The 20,213-nt window shown below is 58.8% G+C and carries 23 protein-coding genes, 1 tRNA gene, 5 pseudogenes and 1 other annotated feature; of the genes and pseudogenes, 12 read left to right on the top strand and 17 right to left on the bottom strand.

Translation table 11 applies throughout. From position 1 onward, the window contains the following. The 6 genes and pseudogenes from IYY11_RS04515 to IYY11_RS04490 all read left to right on the top strand — a co-directional run. On the top strand, positions 1-422 hold a 422-nt coding region (locus IYY11_RS04515), incomplete at its 5' end, for a transposase (RefSeq protein ID WP_196402897.1). Between the two features lie 84 nt (positions 423-506). Beyond that, positions 507-1,799: an IS4 family transposase gene (locus IYY11_RS04510; protein ID WP_281431676.1), complete on the top strand. Its 1,293-nt coding sequence runs from the start codon at positions 507-509 to the stop codon at positions 1,797-1,799. Next, on the top strand, positions 1,790-1,999 hold the full coding sequence (locus tag IYY11_RS04505; protein ID WP_196402896.1) for a hypothetical protein: 210 nt from the start codon (positions 1,790-1,792) through the stop codon (positions 1,997-1,999). The genes IYY11_RS04510 and IYY11_RS04505 overlap by 10 nt, the downstream gene beginning before the upstream one ends. A gap of 322 nt (positions 2,000-2,321) precedes the next feature. Then, positions 2,322-2,741, top strand: coding sequence for a transposase (locus IYY11_RS23715; RefSeq protein WP_409455221.1), 420 nt, complete (start codon positions 2,322-2,324; stop codon positions 2,739-2,741). A gap of 330 nt (positions 2,742-3,071) precedes the next feature. Then, complete coding sequence (locus IYY11_RS04495; RefSeq protein WP_196402904.1) at positions 3,072-3,728, top strand: Fe2+-dependent dioxygenase; 657 nt, start codon at positions 3,072-3,074, stop codon at positions 3,726-3,728. Positions 3,729-3,990: 262 nt separating this feature from the next. Continuing rightward, a pseudogene (locus IYY11_RS04490) lies at positions 3,991-4,110 on the top strand (phage integrase N-terminal SAM-like domain-containing protein); the annotation flags it as partial. A gap of 25 nt (positions 4,111-4,135) precedes the next feature. Here IYY11_RS04490 and IYY11_RS22805 read toward each other — a convergent pair. The 7 genes and pseudogenes from IYY11_RS22805 to IYY11_RS04450 form a co-directional block, all read right to left on the bottom strand. Then, a complete protein-coding gene (locus IYY11_RS22805; RefSeq protein WP_246719618.1) occupies positions 4,136-4,324 on the bottom strand; it encodes an SEC-C metal-binding domain-containing protein in 189 nt (62 codons plus the stop codon). Beyond that, a protein-coding gene (locus IYY11_RS04480) for an IS630 family transposase (RefSeq protein WP_196402903.1) occupies positions 4,321-5,390 on the bottom strand; the annotation gives its coding sequence in 2 pieces (ribosomal slippage) (positions 4,321-4,904 and positions 4,904-5,390; 1,071 coding nt in all). Before IYY11_RS04480 ends, IYY11_RS22805 begins: the two co-directional genes overlap by 4 nt. An 84-nt stretch (positions 5,391-5,474) precedes the next feature. Continuing rightward, positions 5,475-5,946 (bottom strand): annotated as a pseudogene (locus IYY11_RS04475) (transposase); the annotation flags it as partial. Further along, positions 5,940-6,693, bottom strand: a pseudogene (locus IYY11_RS22800) (IS3 family transposase); the annotation flags it as partial. The pseudogenes IYY11_RS22800 and IYY11_RS04475, both read right to left, overlap by 7 nt. Beyond that, positions 6,359-6,475, bottom strand: a sequence feature (AL1L pseudoknot). (Overlaps the previous pseudogene by 117 nt.) Before the next feature lie 75 nt (positions 6,694-6,768). Next, the gene (uppS, locus tag IYY11_RS04460) at positions 6,769-7,551 is read right to left on the bottom strand and encodes a polyprenyl diphosphate synthase (protein ID WP_196402893.1); all 783 of its coding nucleotides are present in this window, start codon (positions 7,549-7,551) and stop codon (positions 6,769-6,771) included. Positions 7,552-7,675: 124 nt separating this feature from the next. Then, the gene (locus tag IYY11_RS04455; RefSeq protein WP_312029696.1) at positions 7,676-8,554 is read right to left on the bottom strand and encodes a CpsB/CapC family capsule biosynthesis tyrosine phosphatase; all 879 of its coding nucleotides are present in this window, start codon (positions 8,552-8,554) and stop codon (positions 7,676-7,678) included. A gap of 8 nt (positions 8,555-8,562) precedes the next feature. Then, entirely contained in the window at positions 8,563-8,883 is a 321-nt protein-coding gene (locus IYY11_RS04450; RefSeq protein WP_246719625.1) for a recombinase family protein, read from the bottom strand. 473 nt (positions 8,884-9,356) lie between these two features. Here IYY11_RS04450 and IYY11_RS04445 point away from each other — a divergent pair. Together IYY11_RS04445 and IYY11_RS04440 are read left to right on the top strand one after the other, a co-directional pair. Beyond that, positions 9,357-9,431, top strand: a tRNA-Thr gene (locus tag IYY11_RS04445). 296 nt (positions 9,432-9,727) lie between these two features. After that, positions 9,728-10,210, top strand: a complete 483-nt coding sequence (locus IYY11_RS04440; RefSeq protein WP_196402892.1) for a cyclic nucleotide-binding domain-containing protein — start codon at positions 9,728-9,730, stop codon at positions 10,208-10,210. A gap of 10 nt (positions 10,211-10,220) precedes the next feature. On the opposite strand, the gene IYY11_RS04435 is transcribed toward IYY11_RS04440, so the two are convergent. Further along, positions 10,221-11,006: a metallophosphoesterase gene (locus IYY11_RS04435; RefSeq protein WP_196402891.1), complete on the bottom strand. Its 786-nt coding sequence runs from the start codon at positions 11,004-11,006 to the stop codon at positions 10,221-10,223. A 550-nt stretch (positions 11,007-11,556) separates the two neighbouring features. Between IYY11_RS04435 and IYY11_RS04430 the strand changes: the two are divergent. Further along, positions 11,557-12,673: pseudogene (locus tag IYY11_RS04430) on the top strand (IS3 family transposase). Positions 12,674-13,005: 332 nt separating this feature from the next. On the opposite strand, the gene IYY11_RS04425 reads toward IYY11_RS04430, so the two are convergent. From IYY11_RS04425 to IYY11_RS04415, 3 genes are all read right to left on the bottom strand, one after another. After that, positions 13,006-13,233, bottom strand: coding sequence for a hypothetical protein (locus IYY11_RS04425; RefSeq protein ID WP_196402890.1), 228 nt, complete (start codon positions 13,231-13,233; stop codon positions 13,006-13,008). A gap of 5 nt (positions 13,234-13,238) precedes the next feature. Then, positions 13,239-13,637 (bottom strand): SOS response-associated peptidase family protein, encoded by a 399-nt coding sequence (locus tag IYY11_RS22795; protein WP_246719617.1) that lies wholly within the window; start codon positions 13,635-13,637, stop codon positions 13,239-13,241. 169 nt (positions 13,638-13,806) lie between these two features. Further along, positions 13,807-14,013: a hypothetical protein gene (locus IYY11_RS04415; RefSeq protein ID WP_196402889.1), complete on the bottom strand. Its 207-nt coding sequence runs from the start codon at positions 14,011-14,013 to the stop codon at positions 13,807-13,809. 76 nt (positions 14,014-14,089) lie between these two features. Between IYY11_RS04415 and IYY11_RS04410 the strand changes: the two genes are divergently transcribed. Next, positions 14,090-15,151: an IS481 family transposase gene (locus tag IYY11_RS04410; protein WP_196402888.1), complete on the top strand. Its 1,062-nt coding sequence runs from the start codon at positions 14,090-14,092 to the stop codon at positions 15,149-15,151. A gap of 40 nt (positions 15,152-15,191) precedes the next feature. Here IYY11_RS04410 and IYY11_RS04405 read toward each other — a convergent pair whose 3' ends face one another. From IYY11_RS04405 to tnpA, 5 genes are all read right to left on the bottom strand, one after another. Continuing rightward, positions 15,192-15,509, bottom strand: a complete 318-nt coding sequence (locus IYY11_RS04405; RefSeq protein ID WP_246719616.1) for a transposase DNA-binding-containing protein — start codon at positions 15,507-15,509, stop codon at positions 15,192-15,194. A gap of 269 nt (positions 15,510-15,778) precedes the next feature. Continuing rightward, entirely contained in the window at positions 15,779-16,363 is a 585-nt protein-coding gene (locus IYY11_RS04400) for a UPF0149 family protein (protein ID WP_281431675.1), read from the bottom strand. Positions 16,364-16,428: 65 nt separating this feature from the next. After that, the gene (tnpC, locus tag IYY11_RS04395) at positions 16,429-17,982 is read right to left on the bottom strand and encodes an IS66 family transposase (RefSeq protein WP_196402887.1); all 1,554 of its coding nucleotides are present in this window, start codon (positions 17,980-17,982) and stop codon (positions 16,429-16,431) included. 50 nt (positions 17,983-18,032) lie between these two features. Then, complete coding sequence (tnpB, locus tag IYY11_RS04390; protein ID WP_196402886.1) at positions 18,033-18,389, bottom strand: IS66 family insertion sequence element accessory protein TnpB; 357 nt, start codon at positions 18,387-18,389, stop codon at positions 18,033-18,035. After that, positions 18,386-18,784, bottom strand: a complete 399-nt coding sequence (gene tnpA, locus IYY11_RS23235) for an IS66-like element accessory protein TnpA (RefSeq protein WP_196402885.1) — start codon at positions 18,782-18,784, stop codon at positions 18,386-18,388. The genes tnpB and tnpA overlap by 4 nt, the downstream gene beginning before the upstream one ends. A 44-nt stretch (positions 18,785-18,828) precedes the next feature. Here tnpA and IYY11_RS23445 point away from each other — a divergent pair, with 44 nt between their 5' ends. Continuing rightward, a complete protein-coding gene (locus IYY11_RS23445) occupies positions 18,829-19,047 on the top strand; it encodes a hypothetical protein (RefSeq protein WP_196402901.1) in 219 nt (72 codons plus the stop codon). 135 nt (positions 19,048-19,182) lie between these two features. Further along, a pseudogene (locus IYY11_RS04375) lies at positions 19,183-19,296 on the top strand (transposase); the annotation flags it as partial. A gap of 27 nt (positions 19,297-19,323) precedes the next feature. On the opposite strand, the gene IYY11_RS04370 reads toward IYY11_RS04375, so the two are convergent. Continuing rightward, positions 19,324-20,178 carry a GMC family oxidoreductase gene (locus tag IYY11_RS04370; protein ID WP_196402884.1) on the bottom strand — a complete coding sequence of 285 codons (855 nt, stop codon included), beginning with the start codon at positions 20,176-20,178 and terminating at the stop codon, positions 19,324-19,326. Positions 20,179-20,213: the final 35 nt, after the last annotated feature.

Genomic DNA, 20,213 nt, shown 5'->3' with positions numbered 1-20,213 from the left:
GCTACGCAAACGCTTATCTCTTTGGCGCAATCTGTCCGGCGAAGGGCAAGGGCGCGGCGCTGGCGCTCCCCTACGTCGACACCGAAATGATGCAGCTCCATCTCGACGAAATCTCGCGCCATGTCGAAAAGGGCGCACACGCCGTCCTGCTGCTCGACCGCGCCGGCTGGCACACGACGGCAAAGCTCGTCATGCCCAAAAACATCACGCCGATCCTGTTGCCGTCGCGCGCGCCAGAGCTGAACCCGGTCGAGAACGTCTGGCAGTATCTGCGTCAGAACTGGCTCTCCAACCGCGTCTTCGAGAACTACGACGCTATCATCGACGCCGCCTGCGACGCATGGCGAAAGCTCACCGATCAGCCAAAGACCATTGCTTCAATCGGAATGCGCGACTGGGCGCATATAGGTCAGGCGTTATGACCGTTGGTATAACCCATGATTTTGCAAGCTTGGCTGACGTTGCCGAGCTGCTTGGCCAGCTCGAGCAGGCCTGCCTTGGCGCGGATGATTTTCTGTTCCTGGGTCATTTCGGTGTCTCCTGGAGACGCCGTGGCGGGGGCTGCGCTACCCCGACCAACTCCGCCCCCGCCACGGCTCACATGCGTGGCTGAAAACACCGTCCGTCAGATTAAGTCAAAACTTATACAATTCATTTATAGCCGCGAGTCGCCTGGCAAGATTGGCTTCACGAAGACCATCAACGCCGGGCGCTACAAAGCCGGCCAACCCAATACGCGGACATTATGCGGCGTTTTGATGCATTCGAGTCTAGCCGTCACTACCAGCAGGACGCCGCTCGGCTTGGCGGCGGTGAAGTTCTGGACGCGCAGCAAGTTCAAAGGAACGGCCGCGATCAAGCGCCTCGTGAACCAAACGCGCGTACCGATAGAGACGAAGGAAAGCTATCGCTGGCTTGAGAATCTGCGCCAATCCATCGCGCTTATGGGTTCGCCCGAGCGCTGCGTGCACGTCGGCGATCGGGAAAGTGACATTTACGAACTCTTCTGCCTCGCACAGGTTCTCGGAACGCGGTTCCTCGTGCGCGTTCAGACCAACCGGCTGGCCGAGCCACCGACAGAAGCAGCGCCGACGGATGCGGCCCATCGTGTCTTTTCCCAACTCGCCGCGATCCCGTGGTCTGGTCGTCACCAGGTCGCGATTGGCGGTGATGACGAAACTGCTTTCTTGCAGATCAAGTTTGCCTCGGTGAAGACATTGCCGCCCATCGGCAAACAAAAGCGATACGCGCCACAAACCCTTTTCTACATTCACGCCCTCGAAGTCGACCCGCCTTCGGATCGCGACCCGATCGACTGGAGGCTCGTGACCAATCTGCCTGTCGACGATCTCGCAGCCGCCGTCGAAAAGCTCGACTGGTACGCAATGCGCTGGAAAATCGAGGTGTTCCACAAGGTCATGAAATCTGGTTGCCGCGCCGAAGATGCGAAATTGCAGACTGCCGAACGGCTGGTGAAGTTGCTCGCCCTCATCACAGTCGTCAGCTGGCGCATCTTTTGGATCACCATGTCTGCGCGGGCTCAACCACTCGCGAAACCCGAGACTGTCCTCACACCTGCCGAGATTGAAACACTCGACCGCATCGATGCGGCGCGCTCCAGACCGCGCATCATGCGCCGAACGGTCGCAACCTACTTGTTACAGATCGCCATGCTCGGCGGCTATCTCGCTCGCACGCGCGATCCTCCCCCAGGAAACATGGTCGTCTGGCGTGGCCTGACCAAATTGCAAGATATCGCTTTCGGCATCGCTATCGGTTCAACACGCAGATGTGGGTAATTGAAAGTCTCGCCGGACGCTTACATCTGGACGAGCGCCATCGGAAACTGTCGGAAGTCGACGATCCGCTGACGCGTCTCAAAGAGCTCGTCGATTTCGAGGTCTTTTGCCCGGCGCTCGCCGCCGCGCTGAAGCGTTCCGACGGCGCGGAGGGCGGACGCCCACCTTATGACGCCGTGCTGATGTTCAAGCTTTTTTAATCCTGCAAACGCTCTACACGCTGAGCGACGACGCGAACGCGTTGGAGGGATCTGGGAGCGGGGTGAAAGGGCTTCATGCCCTGCGGTTTACGTTCCGCTGAACGTAAGCGCCGTCGGCAGAGAGCGAAAGAGATCGGCTTCGGGGAAGAGAGAAGGATCGAATTGTATCGTCAATCGTAAGCGCTTAGCCGATCCCTTCTGCCGAAAATTTTCTGATTATGCGAAGAAGCCCTTGCTTTCGAGGCTGGCTATATGACCAGAGACGTCAAAATGGACGCCCAATTGGGCGTCTCGAAGGAAGGCTACGCGGGACGGATTGAGGTTGCCGGCCCGACGGGGCCGTCGGCGACGCTCTAAGGCGGAGAAGGCTCGGATCGCCGCCGAGAGTCTGACGCCTGACGCCGTCGTGGCCGATATCGCGCGCCGATACGGAGCGACGCGCTGGCAGATCTACGATTGGCGCCGGCGATTTGCCGTGATGAACGACGCGGCGCATGACGGCGCCCGCTTGCTCGAAGTGGCGCAAAGGATCGCCGCTGACGGCGGCGCGAGCCAAGGCCAATGCGGCGCGCTCGAAAGCGCGTTCAGCGGCGGAGACCGTGTTCGCGGCGCAGAAACATCGCTTCGGTCTGTTCGTGCGCAGCATTGGCGCGACGCGCGCCAGGTGAAGATCGGCCTCGCCAACATCGCCTATAATGTGACGCGTTTCATCTGGCTGATGACGCGGCCCCTGGCAGCATGACCGCCTTGCTCGCCGCGAAAGCAGGCGCGCCGCCAACGGCAAAAGCCCGTTTCCCACGTCAATAACCGTCGCACGCGCCGCCCTAATGCCGCTCGTGTCGCCAAAAAACCGTTCTTCGAAGTGTCCGATCGTATCGGTTGCACGAAAGGCGCTTGAGCCTCCAAACTCCACGTCGTGTGCGACGCCTCGCGCGAGCCCCTGGTCATGTTGCTTTGAAAAGGCCTAATGAGCGATCACAAAGGGGCGCGCCTGATGCTCGCAGAATATTTGACATGCGTTTAACCGCTCCTGTAATGCAGGACATGACACTGGATGAAAGGCCGACGGCAAATGTTGCTAATAGAGGATTTTATCGATGAGGCTAAAAGTATTGAGTTACGTGACAAAATTCTCACACTCCCTTTCAGATCTGGTGAGATAACTGTGCCTGATCTACCAGCAAATATTAAAAATAATCTGGAATTAGAACCTGCCGAAGGCAAAGAAATTTCTGAGCACATAAGATCACTTGTATTAAAGAGCGAGGCTGTGGCGAATTATGCATTCACAAGAGATGTTACGTGGCCCATCATAAATCGGTTCGACGAGGGTATGGAATATGGAAATCACACTGACAGCGCACTGATGGGGAAGATTCGCTCCGATATTTCGTTCACTATTTTCCTCGAAAGGCCAGAGAATTATAAGGGTGGCGCGCTCATCTTGGAGCTGCCCGGCGGGCCTTTTCCAGTAGCTATCAAGCCACGCATTGGAAGTATATACTTATACCCTACTGGATGGATCCATCGAGTGAATAAGATAACCAAGGGTCGACGCATTGCTTGTGTAGGCTGGATTGAGAGCCGAATTCGTGACGAAAAACAACGAGAGATAATGAGAGAAATGCGCCTTATATGCAGGCACTATTTTGAAGAGTACGGTTACGATGATACTCTTCTTTTGTTTAATAAAAATATTCAATCACTGATGCGTTTATGGTGCGACTGATCCCAAAGGCTATGAGGGTTGACCGATTACAGAAGCGTCCAGCTTTATTGAGGATTCGGTTGTTGTTAAGTAATTGATGTATTTCTCAGTAGCTATTTATAAAACTAGGCCGTGTGGACGAATTTGCGACTGAAGATCGGTAGGGGATTGAACGAAGCCGCTGATCGCGGCGGGTGCGGCGATGTCTGGTGATTGGCCTCCTGTCTGAGAGGATTTGGGTGTTGCAGCCCACTCTCAAACAGGAGGTTTCCAGACGGCCGAGATGAGCCCTCTGCGCCGTCGCATGCTCGAGGACATGACCGTCCGCAATCTCTCGCCGGCGACCCAGCGATCCTACCTTAACGCCGTTTCGAAGTTCAGCCGCTATTTTGGCAGCTCCCCGGTAAGCGTGATCGGACGACCGCGGATCAGTTGAGGCCGCAACATTTTTTGTATTTTTTGCCTGATCCGCATGGACACGGATCGTTGCGGCCGACTTTTCCGAAGGAGTTGGGTTGGGTCGGCGGGGTGACGCTTATTCCTTTGCCTGGATCGTGATTTTCTACGCGCCATTCGTTGAGCGTCAGGACGAAAGGGCCGATAATACCAACGGTCATAACGCCTGACCTATATGCGCCCAGTCGCGCATTCCGATTGAAGCAATGGTCTTTGGCTGATCGGTGAGCTTTCGCCATGCGTCGCAGGCGGCGTCGATGATAGCGTCGTAGTTCTCGAAGACGCGGTTGGAGAGCCAGTTCTGACGCAGATACTGCCAGACGTTCTCGACCGGGTTCAGCTCTGGCGCGCGCGACGGCAACAGGATCGGCGTGATGTTTTTGGGCATGACGAGCTTTGCCGTCGTGTGCCAGCCGGCGCGGTCGAGCAGCAGGACGGCGTGTGCGCCCTTTTCGACATGGCGCGAGATTTCGTCGAGATGGAGCTGCATCATTTCGGTGTCGACGTAGGGGAGCGCCAGCGCCGCGCCCTTGCCCTTCGCCGGACAGATTGCGCCAAAGAGATAAGCGTTTGCGTAGCGCTGATCAGCGGGCTGACGCGGACGCGTTCCACGCCGCGCCCATTGTCGCACGAGGCCGTTCTTCTGGCCGATGCGGGCTTCGTCCTGGAACCAGATTTCGACGGGCGTTCGCGGGGGCAGATCGGCCAGATGCGCCTTCAGCGTCGCTTCGAAGTTTTTTTATAGGCCTCGACGATCTCGCCGTCCTGCGCGGGATGGCGCGGTCTGGCGCTGATGTGGGAGAAGCCGAGTTTCTTGAGGAGCGCTCCCACATAACGCTCGTGAAAATCGACGCCGAATGTCTCAGCGATGACGCGCTTGAGGTCTACGCGTCGCCAGCGCACGACGCCGTCCCGCTCGCGATCCGGTCCCGCCTCGACGATCTTGGCAAATGTGGCCAACTGCTCCGCCGACAGGCGCGATTTCGGACCATCCGTCCAATTGTCGAAGAGACCTTCCGGGCCAGCGGCGTTGAAGCGATGCACCCAATCGCGCAGCGTCTGCCGATCCATCCCGCCAATCCTCGCGGCCTCGCCGCGGTCCTTGCCGTCGCGGACCGCCGCCAGCGACAAAAGCCGCCGGCTCTGATTGACGTCCTTCGAACGCCGGGCCAAAGCCCGCAGCTGCTCGGCCGAGAAATCCTCTCGTAATTTCACCGCTGCTGGCATGGCGCGAATCTCCTTCGCGCCAAATGAGTCAGAAAATTCGCGCCGGGGGAATCCCCCGTGAGTCAGCCCGCATAGCCATTGGTATAAGACATGCGCCTCGATCAGACGCCGCAGCGGATCGAGCGTCGCACAAATGGAGCCGATCGCGTCGGCTTTGGTCGACAGCGCGATCGGCGCGCCCTCAAGCGCATAACGCTCCGCCTGACGGTTCAGGGGCTGATGCTGGCCAAAACTTCTCGAAGGCGATCATCGCCAAAAGGCTCGGCCCGGCCCAGCCGCGCGCGACGACATGGAACGGCGCCGGCGCTTGCGTGATCTTCTCGAAAGAACTTCTCCCGCACGGTCGCGTCTGCGTCACGTCTTCGCCGAGCTTGCGCAGGCGCGCGCCCCCGCAGCAGGCGCAGGTCGTCGGCGTTTCGATCACGACGTGCTCGCGCGGCAGATGCTCGGGAAACCTATTGCGCTCCGGCCGTTTGCGTGCGAAGCTGGCGACGCTCGTCGTTTTCGCCGCGGCCCGTTCCGCCGCGAGTTCATCTTCCGTCCCGCTCGCTGCCAGCCGACGATCCGGCGCGCGAACGTGTCGATGACGAAGGTGACATAGACGAAGCCCCGCCAGGTGGCGGCGTAGTGAAGTCGGACACCCACAACTCATTCGGCCGATCCGCCACGAATTGCCGGTTGACCTTGTCGAGCGGACAGGGCACCGCTGTGTCGCTTACCGTCGTTTTGATAGACTTGCCGCGCACCACGCCCTGCAGGCCCATGGCTCGCATCAGCCGCTCGATCGTGCAGCGCGCCACTGTCTCGCCTTCCCGGATCAATTGTCGCCAGACCTTTCGCGCGCCATTGATGCCGAAGTTCTCGTCGAAGACGCGCCGGATTTTTTCGCAGAGCGCGGCGTCGCGCCTGGCGCAGGGCGATAACCGCGCGGGATCGCGGCGGCCCGCGGCCCGCGCGTGGTAAGTGGAAGGGGCGATCGGCAACACCGTGCAGATGGGCTCGACCCCGTGCGCCTCGCGATGATCGTCGATGAAAGCGATCATGGCCTGAACCGGCGGTCGAGCTCCGCCTGCGCAAAATACGCCTTACGCAAAATCTCGTTGGCCTGGCGCAGCTCGCGGTTCTCCCATTCCGCTTGCCGCATCCAGCGCCGCAAACTCTCTCCCGTGCAGCCGATCTTCGAGGCGATCGACAAAATCGCCTCCCATTCCGAGCCATAGTCCCCCTGGTGCTCCCGCACCATCCGCACCGCACGATCCCATACATCAGGGGAAAAGCTCTTCGACGTCTTCTTCGTTTCCATGGCCCCAATCTCTCAAGAGTTGGAGCCTTCGGCAAACCCGGGGCGGTTGAGATCGGCTCTGAGATTCCCCTTTCCTCAACCAGCAATCTGTCTCGAAGGCGCTGAGCGGGATGTTACACCTCCGAATCGACGCTCGCGACGAGTATATTCACCGATTGCCGCGTCGAACGCCTCCTTGTTAAAGTCTCGCCAATTGATAGGCAGGAAGACGAATTCTGCATAAGCTGACTGCCATAAAAAGAAATTCGACAACCACTGCTTGCGCGAAATACGAATTATAAGATCCGGATCAGGAATGCCAGCCGTTTCGAGGCTCATGCCAATCTTGTTGGCATCGACTTCAGCTGGATCGAGGCGGCCCTCGGCAACTTGCCCCGCAAGGGAGCGGATGGCCGCCACTATATCCTCCCGAGCTTCATATTCTAAGGCAAGTAGCAATGTCATTCCAGTGTTTCGAGCAGTTGCTTCCACGCTTTCGCGGAGAAATTTAGCTTCGCTGGAGGAAATGTCCGACGGCGTTCCGATAATCTTTATGCGCACATTCCGAGCCCGCACCTCGGGGAGATTCTCGCGAATAAACTGATTTAGTATCTCCATGCACAACGCACAATCCTCCCGCGGGGTCATCGGCAATCTAAAAGGGGACAAATGGATCGTCAGATATGATATACTGAGCAAAAGCGCGGCACGGACGGCTTCGCGCACGGCTTGAGCCGGGTGCTGATGCTGCTCATTGTTCAAACAATCGGGATCCGCCAAATCTGAGAGGCGGTCCATAACGAGGGCGACGTGACGCACTTCCCGGCGCGTGTCACGACTTTGAAATCTAATCTTACTTAGTTGGATGTTACCATTCATGCTGAAGGGCCTCTCACGCTCGCTTGATCGTCAACCGACTGGGTCCAAAGGCCAGATTACCATGCTTGCGTGGAGCGCCGAGACGCTTGGCCAACCCGTCCGCCAAGGTAATGATCAATAAAGATTACCGGTCGCGATTTGCCCGCGGACTTTTGATGGTCTGAGAGAACCAATTACGCCAACCGCGAGAACGCCGATTGTGCTCATCAGAATGGCCAGTTCCACTCATGCCTTTATCCCAGCGCCTGTCCGCCACGCTGGGGGGCGCACTGACTTCGGAAGGATCTCTATTATCGAGAATTGCCTGCGGGCGGACAAGTACGAGTTCTTCCGCCTCCTGTTCGCCGAGCCACGTCGCCGCAACAGCCCGGCCTTCCGCCAGATCGGGTCGACGGCGACGCGCCCCATGGGCATCGGTCGCGAGAATATTCACAAGACCTTCATTCAGCATCCGCTCCGCCCAATACTTGGGCCTCCTGCCAAAAGCGCCGGTCAACGATCCAGATGTTACTTGCATCCAGGTGCCGGCGCGGGACAATTCTTTGAATACCGCATAATGCGTCTCGATCCACGTTAGCCTTTCAGGATGGGTCAAAATGGGCACAAAACCTCCGCCCAAGATATCGAAGAAAAAATTTTCAATCCTAGGCAGAGGGACGTGATGTGGAGGCTCGACGAGCACATATCGAGAACCCGCAAGCGACGGAATCCTTTTTTCGCGAAGTCCTGCTACCATGTTAGGAACCACATGGGCGTCGGCGCCGGCAACCAGCCGCAGCGAAATCCCTTTTTCGTCCAGCCGGCGCTGAAGCTCGATCGTTGCAAGAAGAATTTGTGGACCTGTGTTGTTGTACACGCCGGGCAAAATATGCGGCGTACAGGCCTGAACCGTGACCCCACTAGCCTCCGCGATACGGGCCATTTCGATGGAAATGTCGAGATGGGCCGCCCCGTCGTCAATTCCCGGTAGAATATGTGAGTGGAGGTCGATCATACGTTTCATTAATAACATTAAATTGCGACCGCAAGAAATGTATTGAGCGTTTTTGGCGAATTTCGGAGGCGAGTAGTCCTTATCAGCCCGTTGACGAAGTCGGTTTCGGCTGATTCTGTTCGAGCATTCGAGCGCTCAACCACCCGGCACAGCTCGATCGGCTGCTGCCAGTCACGACTGTTGCGTGCGAAGCGCGACACCTCGCGCGCGCAAACGGCGCCAGCTTTTCCGAGGCACACTTGTGCGACCATTCGCTCGAGGCCGGCGCGCTCGGCGCCGCCCGCAGCCGAACTGCCGAGATCGTCATCGATGATCTCGATGTCTGACCAGCCAAGCATCTTCAGCCGGTCTCGCATGGCGTATTGCAGCGTGCTGCTCTCGCGGTTGTGCAGAACCTGATGGGCCGAAGGCGTACATAGAGCAGCGCCTTGCGCTCCAGGTGATGGGGACTGACTTTGTCAGAGGTCATGGCCGGCACCGTCGGTCGTGCCCCCAGTGATGGTGTAGCTGGTTGGGAGCAAGCCGCTCGCGACGCGCGCTTTTTTTCATAGCGCCGTAGTGGTAGGCCCCCATCGGGTGATCCAGTTCGGATGTTGGTTTAAGAGCGGCATTTGGACCAGCGGCTGAGCGCCCGGCGGAGCTGGCTGGGGTTGCGCAGCCGGGCGCTCGGGGAACAGAACCGCCAGGGCTGGCGGCCGATGGCCACACATTGTAATTAGCGGGTGGACCGCTGAAAACGACGTGTTCTTAATGCTTTGACAAAGGCGAGAGTAGAAAAGTAGGGGTTTAGTAGGGCGCAAGCCTGAATTGTGCCGCAATAGCTCAGCTGGTAGAGCCCATCATTCGTAATGATGGGGTCAGGGGTTCGAATCCCTCTTGCGCACCAAAAAAATCAATAATTTATATTTAAAATTTCACCGGCGTGACATCCTATTCATCGATATGTCGCCACTATGTCGCCACCGGAGCGAAATTGCCCGGCACCCTTTGATGAACGCCGATTTTTGTGGTTAGGAATGGGCGCGCCTTGAGTTGGAGTTCCGGATTCGCGGCATGCATAATGCAAGCTATCTTTGGCCTGCATTACCTCGAATAACCCGACATTTGGTCGCTGGGGGGCGATCGCGTGTCGAGGGGCAAGACGCCGATCGAGCTTTCGTGAAGAGACGCTGGGCAAAATTGATGCGCGAGATTTTGCAACACTTCGCCGAGGTTCCGCTTGAAGCCGTCCCCGATGGCACGCTGCTGCTCACCGAAGGCGAACTGAGCGGCCGCGTCTATGCACTCGCGGAGGGGCAGCTCGAAGTACTGCGCGGCGACACGCGAGTCGCCATTCTTGACGAGCCAGGCTCGATTGTCGGGGAAATGTCCGTTCTGCTTGTCGCGCCCCACACCGCTACGGTGCGCGCACTCGGCGACGCGAAGGTACATGCGGTCGAGAACGCCCCTGCTTTTTTTGAATCGCGTCCGGAACTGTCCTGGCTTCTAGCACAGCTGCTCGCACGGCGGCTCAATGCCGGCACGACCTATCTCGTTGATCTGAAGCGCCAATTCGCCGGGTATGGCAATCACCTCGAAATGGTCGGGGAAGTGCTGGAAAGCCTTATGCATCAGCAAGAACGTCACTTTTACCCCGGTTCCGACCGCGAACCTGGCATCGACTAGCAGCGCAACGTCAAGGCGCCGGTTCGAACCAATTGGGTAAGGCATGCAGGGACGGAATCGGCCGGGGAAGCGGCGCGTCGAGCCGCACGGACTGGGCCCCCATCGCTGAAATCCAAAGCGCTTCCCCGATCGCGGTGTCAATCACAATATAGGCGGGCGGCGAGCCATACTGGCGACCCGAGTTGAAAATCCAAGTCGATCCGACGCGGTCGGCCCAAGAGCCATTCTCGACGAATGGGGATTGGTGGACATGGCCAGAGATGACGACGTCCGGTGAATATTGCGCGATCCAGTCCGTCAGTTCCGTATCGCCGAAACTCTGTTTGCCCGACCAACTTGTCTGAGAATCACGTGGCGGCGCGTGATGCGCCCAGATCCAACGCCGTGTAGCGCGCCGCGTGGCGTCAGCGGAAAGTTGTGCAATCAACCGCTCCTTCACCGATGGACCGTCCCACCAGGGAAACACCGAATAGAGCGTGTCCCCAATCACGAGGGCGTCGCCGTCACACGCGATGCCGAGCTTATGCAGCCGCTCGATCCAGCGCGCAACCTTCTCACCAGATTCAGAACGAAAGTCGAGGTCATGATTGCCGGAGCAGAAAATGAGCTGTGTTTTATCGGCGACGCGCTGCAGATACTTCTGGACGACGAGCGTTTGTGCGCTGAAGTCCACCATAGAGCCGACGTCCAAGGCGTCGCCGGCGAAGACGATCAGGTCGTATCTCGGCGCAACGCTCGTCAACCAGTCGAACTGAGGAAGCGCGTAATGCAGATCGGAAACGACGAGACAGCGCATCGAGATGTTCCGTTTACGAGACCGGTGCAGCCAGCGGCTGAAAAGATTACGTGTGGTTGAATGGAGGGCAATGATACGCTCGCTCTGGGGAATGCGGGAATTTGGTCGTTGGTCCTTACGCCATGCTTGCCGAAATACACCCGCTTTTGAATTCCAGATGGTCGCTGGTAAGGCGATGCATTTCCCGTATTGCCGGCAAGAACCAGGCGACGATAACCCTATGTCAGATTGCCAGCAACTCAGGCGTGGTTGGTCCTGTCGAGGCTTACCGAAGAATGCCCCTCCTGCCGGCGAGCATTTTCTGGTCTGACCTCTGAAAGCGATCCTCCTTGAATTCGGCGCTTAAGCCTTTGAGCGAAACGGCACAAGCCCGTAGGAGATTGTCGCGAAGCTTCGTCAGCTTTTGAGGGCGGCGAGACAATCACAGACGGTCTCGACCATTTCGTAACGTGCCAAGCTTTAGAGCTGGCCCCGCAAATTCGGACAGTGAGATGAGTGGATTTTCTGCCTGACGGCGGCGAGGATTCTCGCTGCGAATCAGGAGCATTCGATGACGAAGAGGAGCCGCCGGACGCATTCTCCGGCGTTCAAGGCGAAAGTGGCGTTGGCCGCGATCAAGGGCGAGAAGACGCTGGCCGAACTGGCGCAAGCAGTTCGACGTGCATCCGAACCAGATCACGACGTGGAAGAGCCAGCTTCTGGAAGGCGCGGCGGGCGTGTTCGGGCAGGAGAAGGCGGAGCCGAAAGAGGCGGCCGTGGATTTGAAGTCGCTTCACGCCAAGATTGGCGAGCTGACCCTGGCCAATGATTTTTTAGAGGGCGCGCTCAGCAAAGCCGGCCTGCTGAGCGCAAAGCGATGATCGATCGCAGCCACGCCTTCCCGATCAAAGAACAAGCCAGGATGCTCGGCCTTTCGCGGAGCACGGTCTATTACAAGTCTCGGCCGGTGTCGGCCGAGGACCTGAAGCTGATGCGGCGTCTCGACGAACTGCATCTCGATTATCCCTTCGCCGGAGCGCGGATGCTGCGGGATCTGTTGCGGCGCGAGGGCGCCGTCGTCGGCCGCCGGCATGTCGCGACGCTGATGAAGCGGATGGGGATCGAGGCGATCTACCGGCGGCCGAATACGAGCAAGCCGGCGGCCGGCCACAAGATCTACCCGTATCTTCTGCGTGGCGGGCCGGATCATGTCTGGGCGATGGACATCAGCTACGATGCGGCGCGGATTCGTCTATCTCGCGGCGGTCGTCGACGTGGCGAGCCGCCGCGTCCTTTCGCATCGCGTGTCGATCACGATGGAGGCGGCGTTCTGCGTCGAGGCGCTTGAGGAGGCGCTGGCGAAACACGGCAAGCCCGAGATTTTCAACACGGATCAGGGGAGCCAGTTCACCAGCCTCGACTTCACGAGCGTGCTGCTGGATGCGAAGGTCATGATCAGCATGGACGGCAAGGGCGCCTGGCGCGACAATGTCTTCGTCGAGCGGCTGTGGCGCAGCGTCAAATACGAGGAGGTCTATCTGCGCGCCTACGACACTGTGTCCGAAGCGCGTGCGTCGATTGGCCGGTATCTGACCTTTTACAACGGGCGGCGCCCACACTCATCGCTTGACGGGCGCACGCCCGACGAGGCCTACTTCGGCAAACAGGAAACGGCCATGGCAGCATGACTGTCGCCTTCGGTTTTGTCGCAGCTCTGGTCGGGCTACGCCCTCCCGACGCCGCGACAAAACCGAAACGCCCCGCGTTCAGCAAACCCCGGCAGAGATCCACTTAAAATTCGCGGGGAGCTGTCCAAACAACCGGGGCTAGCTCTCTTTCTTGGCTGAATTATAGAACTAACCGCCGTCGGTTAGTTTCAAACTTCCCGGCGCCGGGAAGTTCGCCTCGCGCTTGTGCGCAAGCGATATGCCCTCCGCTCGAAAACATGTGGTCATGCCCTCGATTGCCAAGCGTAACAATTCTTTCGAGGGCGGATGTCGCAAATGGAGGCTCTGCGTTTTCAAGGTTCAGCGTCTTTTCCAGCATTTCGCGAGCCTGCCGCATCGCGAGCTCTAACCTTCGTCTCTTTAATTAAGTCCGCGAGCTGCTTTCTGAGAACGCGCCCATGAATTTGCCGACCGTCGTATTCTTCGCGGTCAAGGCGTGCGACGATATCACCGACCCTTCTGCAATCTCCGGAGCGAGCAAGTTCGAACGCTCGCTCGATTGTTGTCTTGTCGGCATCCATGGCAGTTATGGCTGCCTAGCGCCGTTGTATAGGGCGTCGATACGCCCGCCACTACTTCGAAGTGCGCGCGTCCGATCCATCGGGGTGCGTGACCAAAATGCTGTATCCCATCTTGAAGGTCTCACAGCCAATCGTGGATGGCGCGCTCGGACTATCCGGTCTTCGCGGCTCATAGCGCAGCGAAGGCGAGCGACCGGCGATCTGGCGCTGAAGTAGTGGGGCGTCTTCGCGCCCTTCGCGCCTGTCCACTCATAGAAGCCGGGTGCCGGAATGACGCAGCGGCGGCTCTTGAACGCCGATCGGAACATCGGCTTTTCGGCGACCGTTTCGGCGCGAGCGTTGAACGTCGAAGGAAGGTCGCGCAGCGGTTTTTTCCACCATGACGGCACAAGCCCCCATCGCATCGGCACAAGCTCATTGCCGCCCGCCGAAGGTCGGATACTTCGATCCTAGTCGTCAGGGCCATGTTGTAGCGCGGCTGGAGATTGCGCGGCTGGCCGATCAGGTCGGCGAGGCGCTGGAGCTCTTCCCAAGAGAGATGCTGTGCGAAGCGACCGCACATTACCTCGGCTCTCACTCCCGGAGCGCGTCGTAGACCTCTTTGAAGCCGTCGAGAGTCAATATGTGCCGAAGTCCCTCGCCGGGCTTGAGGTAGGTCGTTACTAGAATAGTTTTGCCGCTGAGCATTTTGTTTTTCAGGTCGTCGCTGATTGGCCCTTCAGCAGCACAGGTAATCTGTATAAGTTTTGACTTAATCTGACGGACGGTGTTTTCAGCCACGCATGTGAGCCGTGGCGGGGGCGGAGTTGGTCGGGGTAGCGCAGCCCCCGCCACGGCGTCTCCAGGAGACACCGAAATGACCCAGGAACAGAAAATCATCCGCGCCAAGGCAGGCCTGCTCGAGCTGGCCAAGCAGCTCGGCAACGTCAGCCAAGCTTGCAAAATCATGGGTTACAGCCGCGACAGCTTTTATCGCTTCAAGGACCTTTATGACAAAGGCGGCGAACAGGCGCTGCAGGAACTGTCTCGCCGCAAGCCGTTGCTGAAGAACCGGGTCGCGCCCGAGACCGAGGCGGCGGTCGTCGCCATGGCGATCGACCAGCCGGCCTGGGGGCAGACGCGTGTCGCCAACGAACTGGCTAAGAAGGGCGTCAGCGTATCGCCTTTCGGCGTGCGCTCGATCTGGCTGCGCCACGACCTCGCGACCATGAAACACCGGCTGAAGGCGCTCGAAGCCAAGATGGCGCAGGAGCAGTTGATCCTCACCGAGGCGCAGGTCGCCGCCCTGGAAAAAGCCAAGTCCGACAAGGAAGCGCATGGCGAATTCGTTTCCGAATGCCCCGGTTATTGCGGCGCGCAGGACACCTTCTATGTGGGAACCTTGAAAGGCGTCGGCCGCGTCTACCAGCAGACCTTCGTCGACACCTACGCCAAGGTCGGCTTCGCCAAGCTCTATGACCGCAAGACGCCGATCACCGCCGCCGATCTCTTGAACGACCGCGTCATCCCCTTCTACGAGGAGCACGGCATTCCACTGCAACGCGTGCTCACCGATCGCGGAACCGAATATTGCGGCAACCCCGAGCGGCACGAATACGAGCTGTATCTCGCGGTCGAGGACATCGACCATACACGCACCAAGGCGAAGAGCCCGCAAACCAACGGCATCGTCGAACGCTTCCACAAGACCATGCTCGACGAATTCTATCGCATCGCCTTCCGCAAGAGGGTCTATGCGACGATCGATGAGCTGCAGGCCGATCTCGACCTGTGGATGCGCGCGTTCAACGAAATCCGTCCGCATCAGGGCAAATGGTGCTTCGGCAAGACACCGATGCAAACCTTCATTGACGCGTTGCCGCTGGCGCGCGAAAAATCAGGTCATCTTCAGGCCATCGAGGAGAGCAACGCCGCCTGAAACGACATCGGCCAACTCATGCCGTCTGTCAGATCAAATATCAACTTGTACAAATGAATTCGGTCGTGTCCTGCAGAATCAGGATTGGACCTTCGCTAGCCTTGGATCGCGCCGCGGTCGCGGCGAAGTGTCCCGACAACACGCCATGCTCGGTGACGCGGGGATTATCGAAAAATCGATAGGCCGCCTTCGTCGCAGCCCAATCGCCACATGCCGCAGGAACCGGCTTACCAGGGGCGGCTGAAAGTTGCTCCAACAACCGCCGCAAACGACGTTGCAGACGTTTATCCGGAATACTCGCCGCAGCCACCTCGGCATCTTGCCAGCCGGCCTGACCGGTCTCTGATCCAACCTGCATCCATGACGCCCCAGTGATTCGGCGTCACGGACAGAATCACGCCCGATTCAGATCGGGCAAGCCCCTCCGGAGATGTGGGTAATTGAAAGCTACACCGGATGGCTACGTCCAGATCGAAAAATCCCGGCTGCTGCCCCATCGCGATTCTCCCCGCGCCGCGACAGACAGCGAATCACGCCGCCGCAAAAACCGGGAGGTTTTTCGAGGCGTCCGCTCGGCGAAAGGTAAGCGGCACGAGGACACCCTTGGTCCCGCGGCGCCGGCGGGGGTTACACTTTTTTCTGGTATCTGTTCGGCATCCAGAACTGGCGCATGGCTTCTACGACGGCCGGGATGTCACGCCACGCATTTTGAGTGAAGGACCGCGTGCCTGGACCGCGCCGCTCGGGCGCGAGAACTGGGCGACCGGACGGGTCGACGCAATGGAACAGGATCGGCAGCAGCAACCTATGCTCGATGATGTTTGGGTTCATCAAGCGGGACCATGTGAGCAGCCGGAGGTTCATGACGGCATAGAACCCCATGCACCAGGGCTGTGCGTCGATTTCGCCATCCGGCTTGCGCTCGAATAGAGGCTCGAAGCTTTCGGGCTTCGTGGACAACGTGTTGCTGATTGCGTTGTGCCGCATAAGCGTGGCGGCAATCGCAGAGAACTCTTCAGTGTCGTGATTGAACGCGTCCGCATCGACGCCGAGCAGAGGACAAACCCACTCCTCGGGATTCATCGAGATCGGACCGGCGACAACCGCGGCTACGGCGCCGTCGAGCATCGACAGCGATGTCGCCTGGGGACGGCGAAGCGATGTTGATCGGGCGCGTTCGCTGATCCAAAGGCCGAGCCGATCGAACGGCATGGCGTAATCGGCCATCGTCTTGACAGACTTGGTCGCCCTCGCCGCCTTTCGCCTGTTTCCCACTGTCATGCCGCTACCTTCTCGGCCTCGCGCGCGGCTTTCCAATTCCAAACGAGGAGTTCGTGAAGCTGATGATTTTTCGTCGCGCCAGATACCATGCGCTCGAGGATGTCGGCCAAATAGGTCTCGGGATCGACGCCGTGGAGTTTGGCCGTGTTGAGAAGCGAGGCGAGGATCGCCCAGGTCTCCCCACCGCCCTCGTCGCCACAGAACAAGCTGTTCTTTTTTCCGATGCTGATCGGTCGGATCGAGCGCTCGACGACGTTGGTGTCCGGCTCCAGCCGTCCATCCTCGAGGAACAACGTCAGACCCGCCCAGCGTTCGAGCGCGTAGTCGATTGCTCCGATGAGTTTCGACTGGCGTGATATGCCGTCCTTGGTCGCTTCGAGGCGCGCCTTTAATGTATCCATCAGCGGCTTCGTCTCGGACTGCCGGACCGCGCGGCGCTGGTCGGCGTCAAGGCCGCGGATCCGTTCCTCGATCGCGTAGACGGCGCCGATGCGCTCTATGACGTCTTTCGCGAAGGGCGAGTTCGTCGTCTTGTAGACGTCCACGAAGTTTCTGCGTGCGTGAACGAGACAAAACGCTAGGCGGATTTTCCCCGACGCCTTCTTGTCCCCGGCCAGCGAGGCGTAGGCCGCATAGCCGTCGACCTGCAGCACGCCCTCGAAGCCCGCGAGTTGCGTAAGGATCTCCTTCTTGCCTCGGCCGCCCGCGAACACATAGGCGATGGCCGGCGGCGCCGGTCCGTTCCAGGATCGATCATCCGTGGCGTGTGCCCAGAACTGGCAGATCTTTGTTCGCCCTCGCCCAGGATCCAGAACCCGCACGGGCGTCTCGTCGCAAAACAGGCGAGGATGGCTGTGCATGGCGGCAAGCTGCAAGCTGTACAGGCCTTTCACCGTCCATGCCGCCTGCTTCATCCACCGAGCCAGCGTCTGACGGTCGATCTTGACGCCGTGCCCGGCAAGGATCTGCGCCTGGCGATACAGCGTCGAGCCCCACGCGAACTTCGCCGCGGCGATCCAGGCGACGAGCGCTGTCGAGGCCATGCCGCCTTCGACCAGACGTGCGCGCGCCTTGGCTTGAACAACCGCGCCTTCGCAAGTCCGACACGCGTATTTGGGGCGGATCGTGCGAAGCACGCGAAGCACGGACGGAACTCTGTCGAGCGCTTCGCTGACATCTTCGCCGATGCGGTGCAGCGCGCCAGCGCAGCACCGACATGTCGTCGTTTCCGGCTCGATCACCAGTTCGCAGCGCGGCAGATGCTTCGGCAAGGCGCCAATGTTGCGTTTGGCCTTTCGACGCGGCTTTGCCGGGCTTGGCCTCTCGTCATCATCGTTGGCCGCGCGCGGCGCGGCGCTCGCGTCGTCCAAAAGATCGAGTGCGGACTGTTCGGCGCCGATCACGGCCGAGCGCTCCGAGCGCACGCCAAAAATCAATTTCGTCAGCGTCGCGACCGTTGCTCGCAAGCTCTCGATTTCGCCATCGAAGGCAAGCACCAGTTCGGTCAGAAGCGCCGGGTCTTTGGGCAGGTCTTCGGGGCGGAGCGCCATGAAAATAAGATAGCAAAAGACGCGCTGAATCGCCAGTAAAACCGGGCGTTTCAAGCAGTTTTTGTCGGCCGGTTCACGGTTCGCGGCGCTATCCGGATCCACTCGCTGAGACCGTCGAACAGCATCGTAAATTGCGTCGGCGTCAGCCGCATCGTTCCCGCGCCGATCGGCGGCCACGTGAAACGGCCCTCCTCGAGCCACTTCGTCGCCAGAATCATTCCGGATCCGTCGAAAACCAGAAATTTCAGCTTGTCCGCGCGTTTTGACCGGAACACAAAGACGTCGCCGCTATAGGGACTGCCTTGCAGACCCTCCGCGACCAATGCGACGAGGCCATGTACGCCACGACGGAAGTCTACCGGCGCCGTCGCCACGAACACGCGAACTTCCGATCCGAACGAGATCACCGCGCAGACCTCAGCGCCGCAACGACATTCCTCAGTGTCGCGACATCGGCGCCCAGCGGCACGCGCACCCGCGCGTCGGCGAATTCGATTTCGATCCTCGCGGCCACGTCGACGCCGGGGTCTCCTTCCGCCATACAGCTTCGCGTCCCCTCGATCCGCACCTGCGCGAACGCCGACGCGCCACACGACGCTTCACGCGCTTGCCGCCGCCACACGGTCAGCAACCCACGGCTCACCCCGTTGCGCCGCGCGACCTCCGATATGTTGGCGTCGGGATCGGCGCTCTCCGCGACAATCCGCGCCTTCTCCTCCTCGCTCCAATCGCGCCGTCGTCGACCACCCGTGATCACCTCGACGCGTCGGTACGAGTCGGCATCATGCCTGGCTTGATGCATGGAATTTGCGACCTCCCGCCAATAGAACGCGGCGAGTCTCGCTTATCGCGCGGAAAAATGCGAGGTGGGGCGATCGTACCGCTTACGGCGAAAGCGTCGACTGGCTCTACGACGTCGCCAATGAAATGGAAACGGAGGACGGCGTCTTCTGGGTCTACGGCGTCGGCGATGACGGCGTCATGGCCTTCACCGACTTCGGCATCGAAAATCTCGTCGAGCTCATCAAAATCCACAAAGACCTAAAGTCCCGCCCCCAGCGTTGACGCCTCGTTGCCAGACCCCTGCGGCCCACGCCGGATGCTTACCACGCTTCGGGCGACGAACGCCTCGCTTGCAGCGCCGCGATGTATAGGACGGGCTAAGCTCGAAGTCTTCCTGCGCGCCCAGGCCGCGCGCGTCTGTCGGGGCGCAGCGATATGGCCAAGGCGGTCGCCTGTCTTCTCAACCATTGGGACGGGCTGACGCTGTTCCCGGAGGACGGCCGCGTCGAGATAGATACGAACTTGGTCGAAAACCAAATCAGTTGCAATCCGCCCGGGTCACATTAGAGATAACAAGTGATCTTTTAACCGCAAAGAAAATTGAACAATGGGTAGAGTTGGGTTATTATGGCCACCCGTTGTAAATATGGATGATCCCGCGACATATAAGTTATCAGAACCGAACACCTTGCAATTTTTATCTACAACTCCATATTTAGAAGAAATTGACATGCGCGTCCCTCCCATATGATGATATCCAGCAAGTTCATCATTCAGCGGATACTCTCCATCATCTAGCATCCAGGCGTCCAGTTGAATGCGCCCCAAATTATTTCCCATAATCAACTTATTAAACGCGTCGACCGATTCCACAATTGTTCTCCTATCAAGTTCATTCTTTTTCCATAATAAATTAACGCGGGGAATCCCGAAGCGGTCGCGAGCTTCACTGAGCGACACCTGATTCGATATTTCAGGGGCTTGCTCCCAAGCCGCTTTGAATGTCACTGCACAAACAAGTTTTTTGTTAGCCAATGAGGCCATTCTCTCGCCTAGCGCTGGCGCGACACACATTAGCTCTCGAATAATTTTTTTTGTTCCCTCGAAGCGTTGAGTCTCAAGTCGAAACCCGCAGTTGAAGATCTGCCGGTTTATTTGAGCTTCAGCAGTCAACGAGTAAAAATTATTATCGGACATAGCCCTGTCAACGATTGCTCGCCCAAGCGTAAAGTGTGGATGCTCCATCCAATATTTTCCGATAGGCGTAAAGTCATCGAAGAGCGTATTGCCATAGAGTTTTGCTAGCCAGAGCAATAAACGAGAATTTTCAATTCCGCCCATCGCCAAAACGAATTTCTTGGCATTTATCGTAATTAACGCCGCGTTTTCGCGATTTTGAGAGCAGCGACGCATCGTTTCGTGCGCGGCGCGCGTTTTGGGACTGTGCG

This window comes from Methylocystis sp. H62 (assembly GCF_015709515.1).
Taxonomy (GTDB): domain Bacteria; phylum Pseudomonadota; class Alphaproteobacteria; order Rhizobiales; family Beijerinckiaceae; genus Methylocystis.
This window is presented reverse-complemented; position numbering and strand designations above follow the sequence as displayed.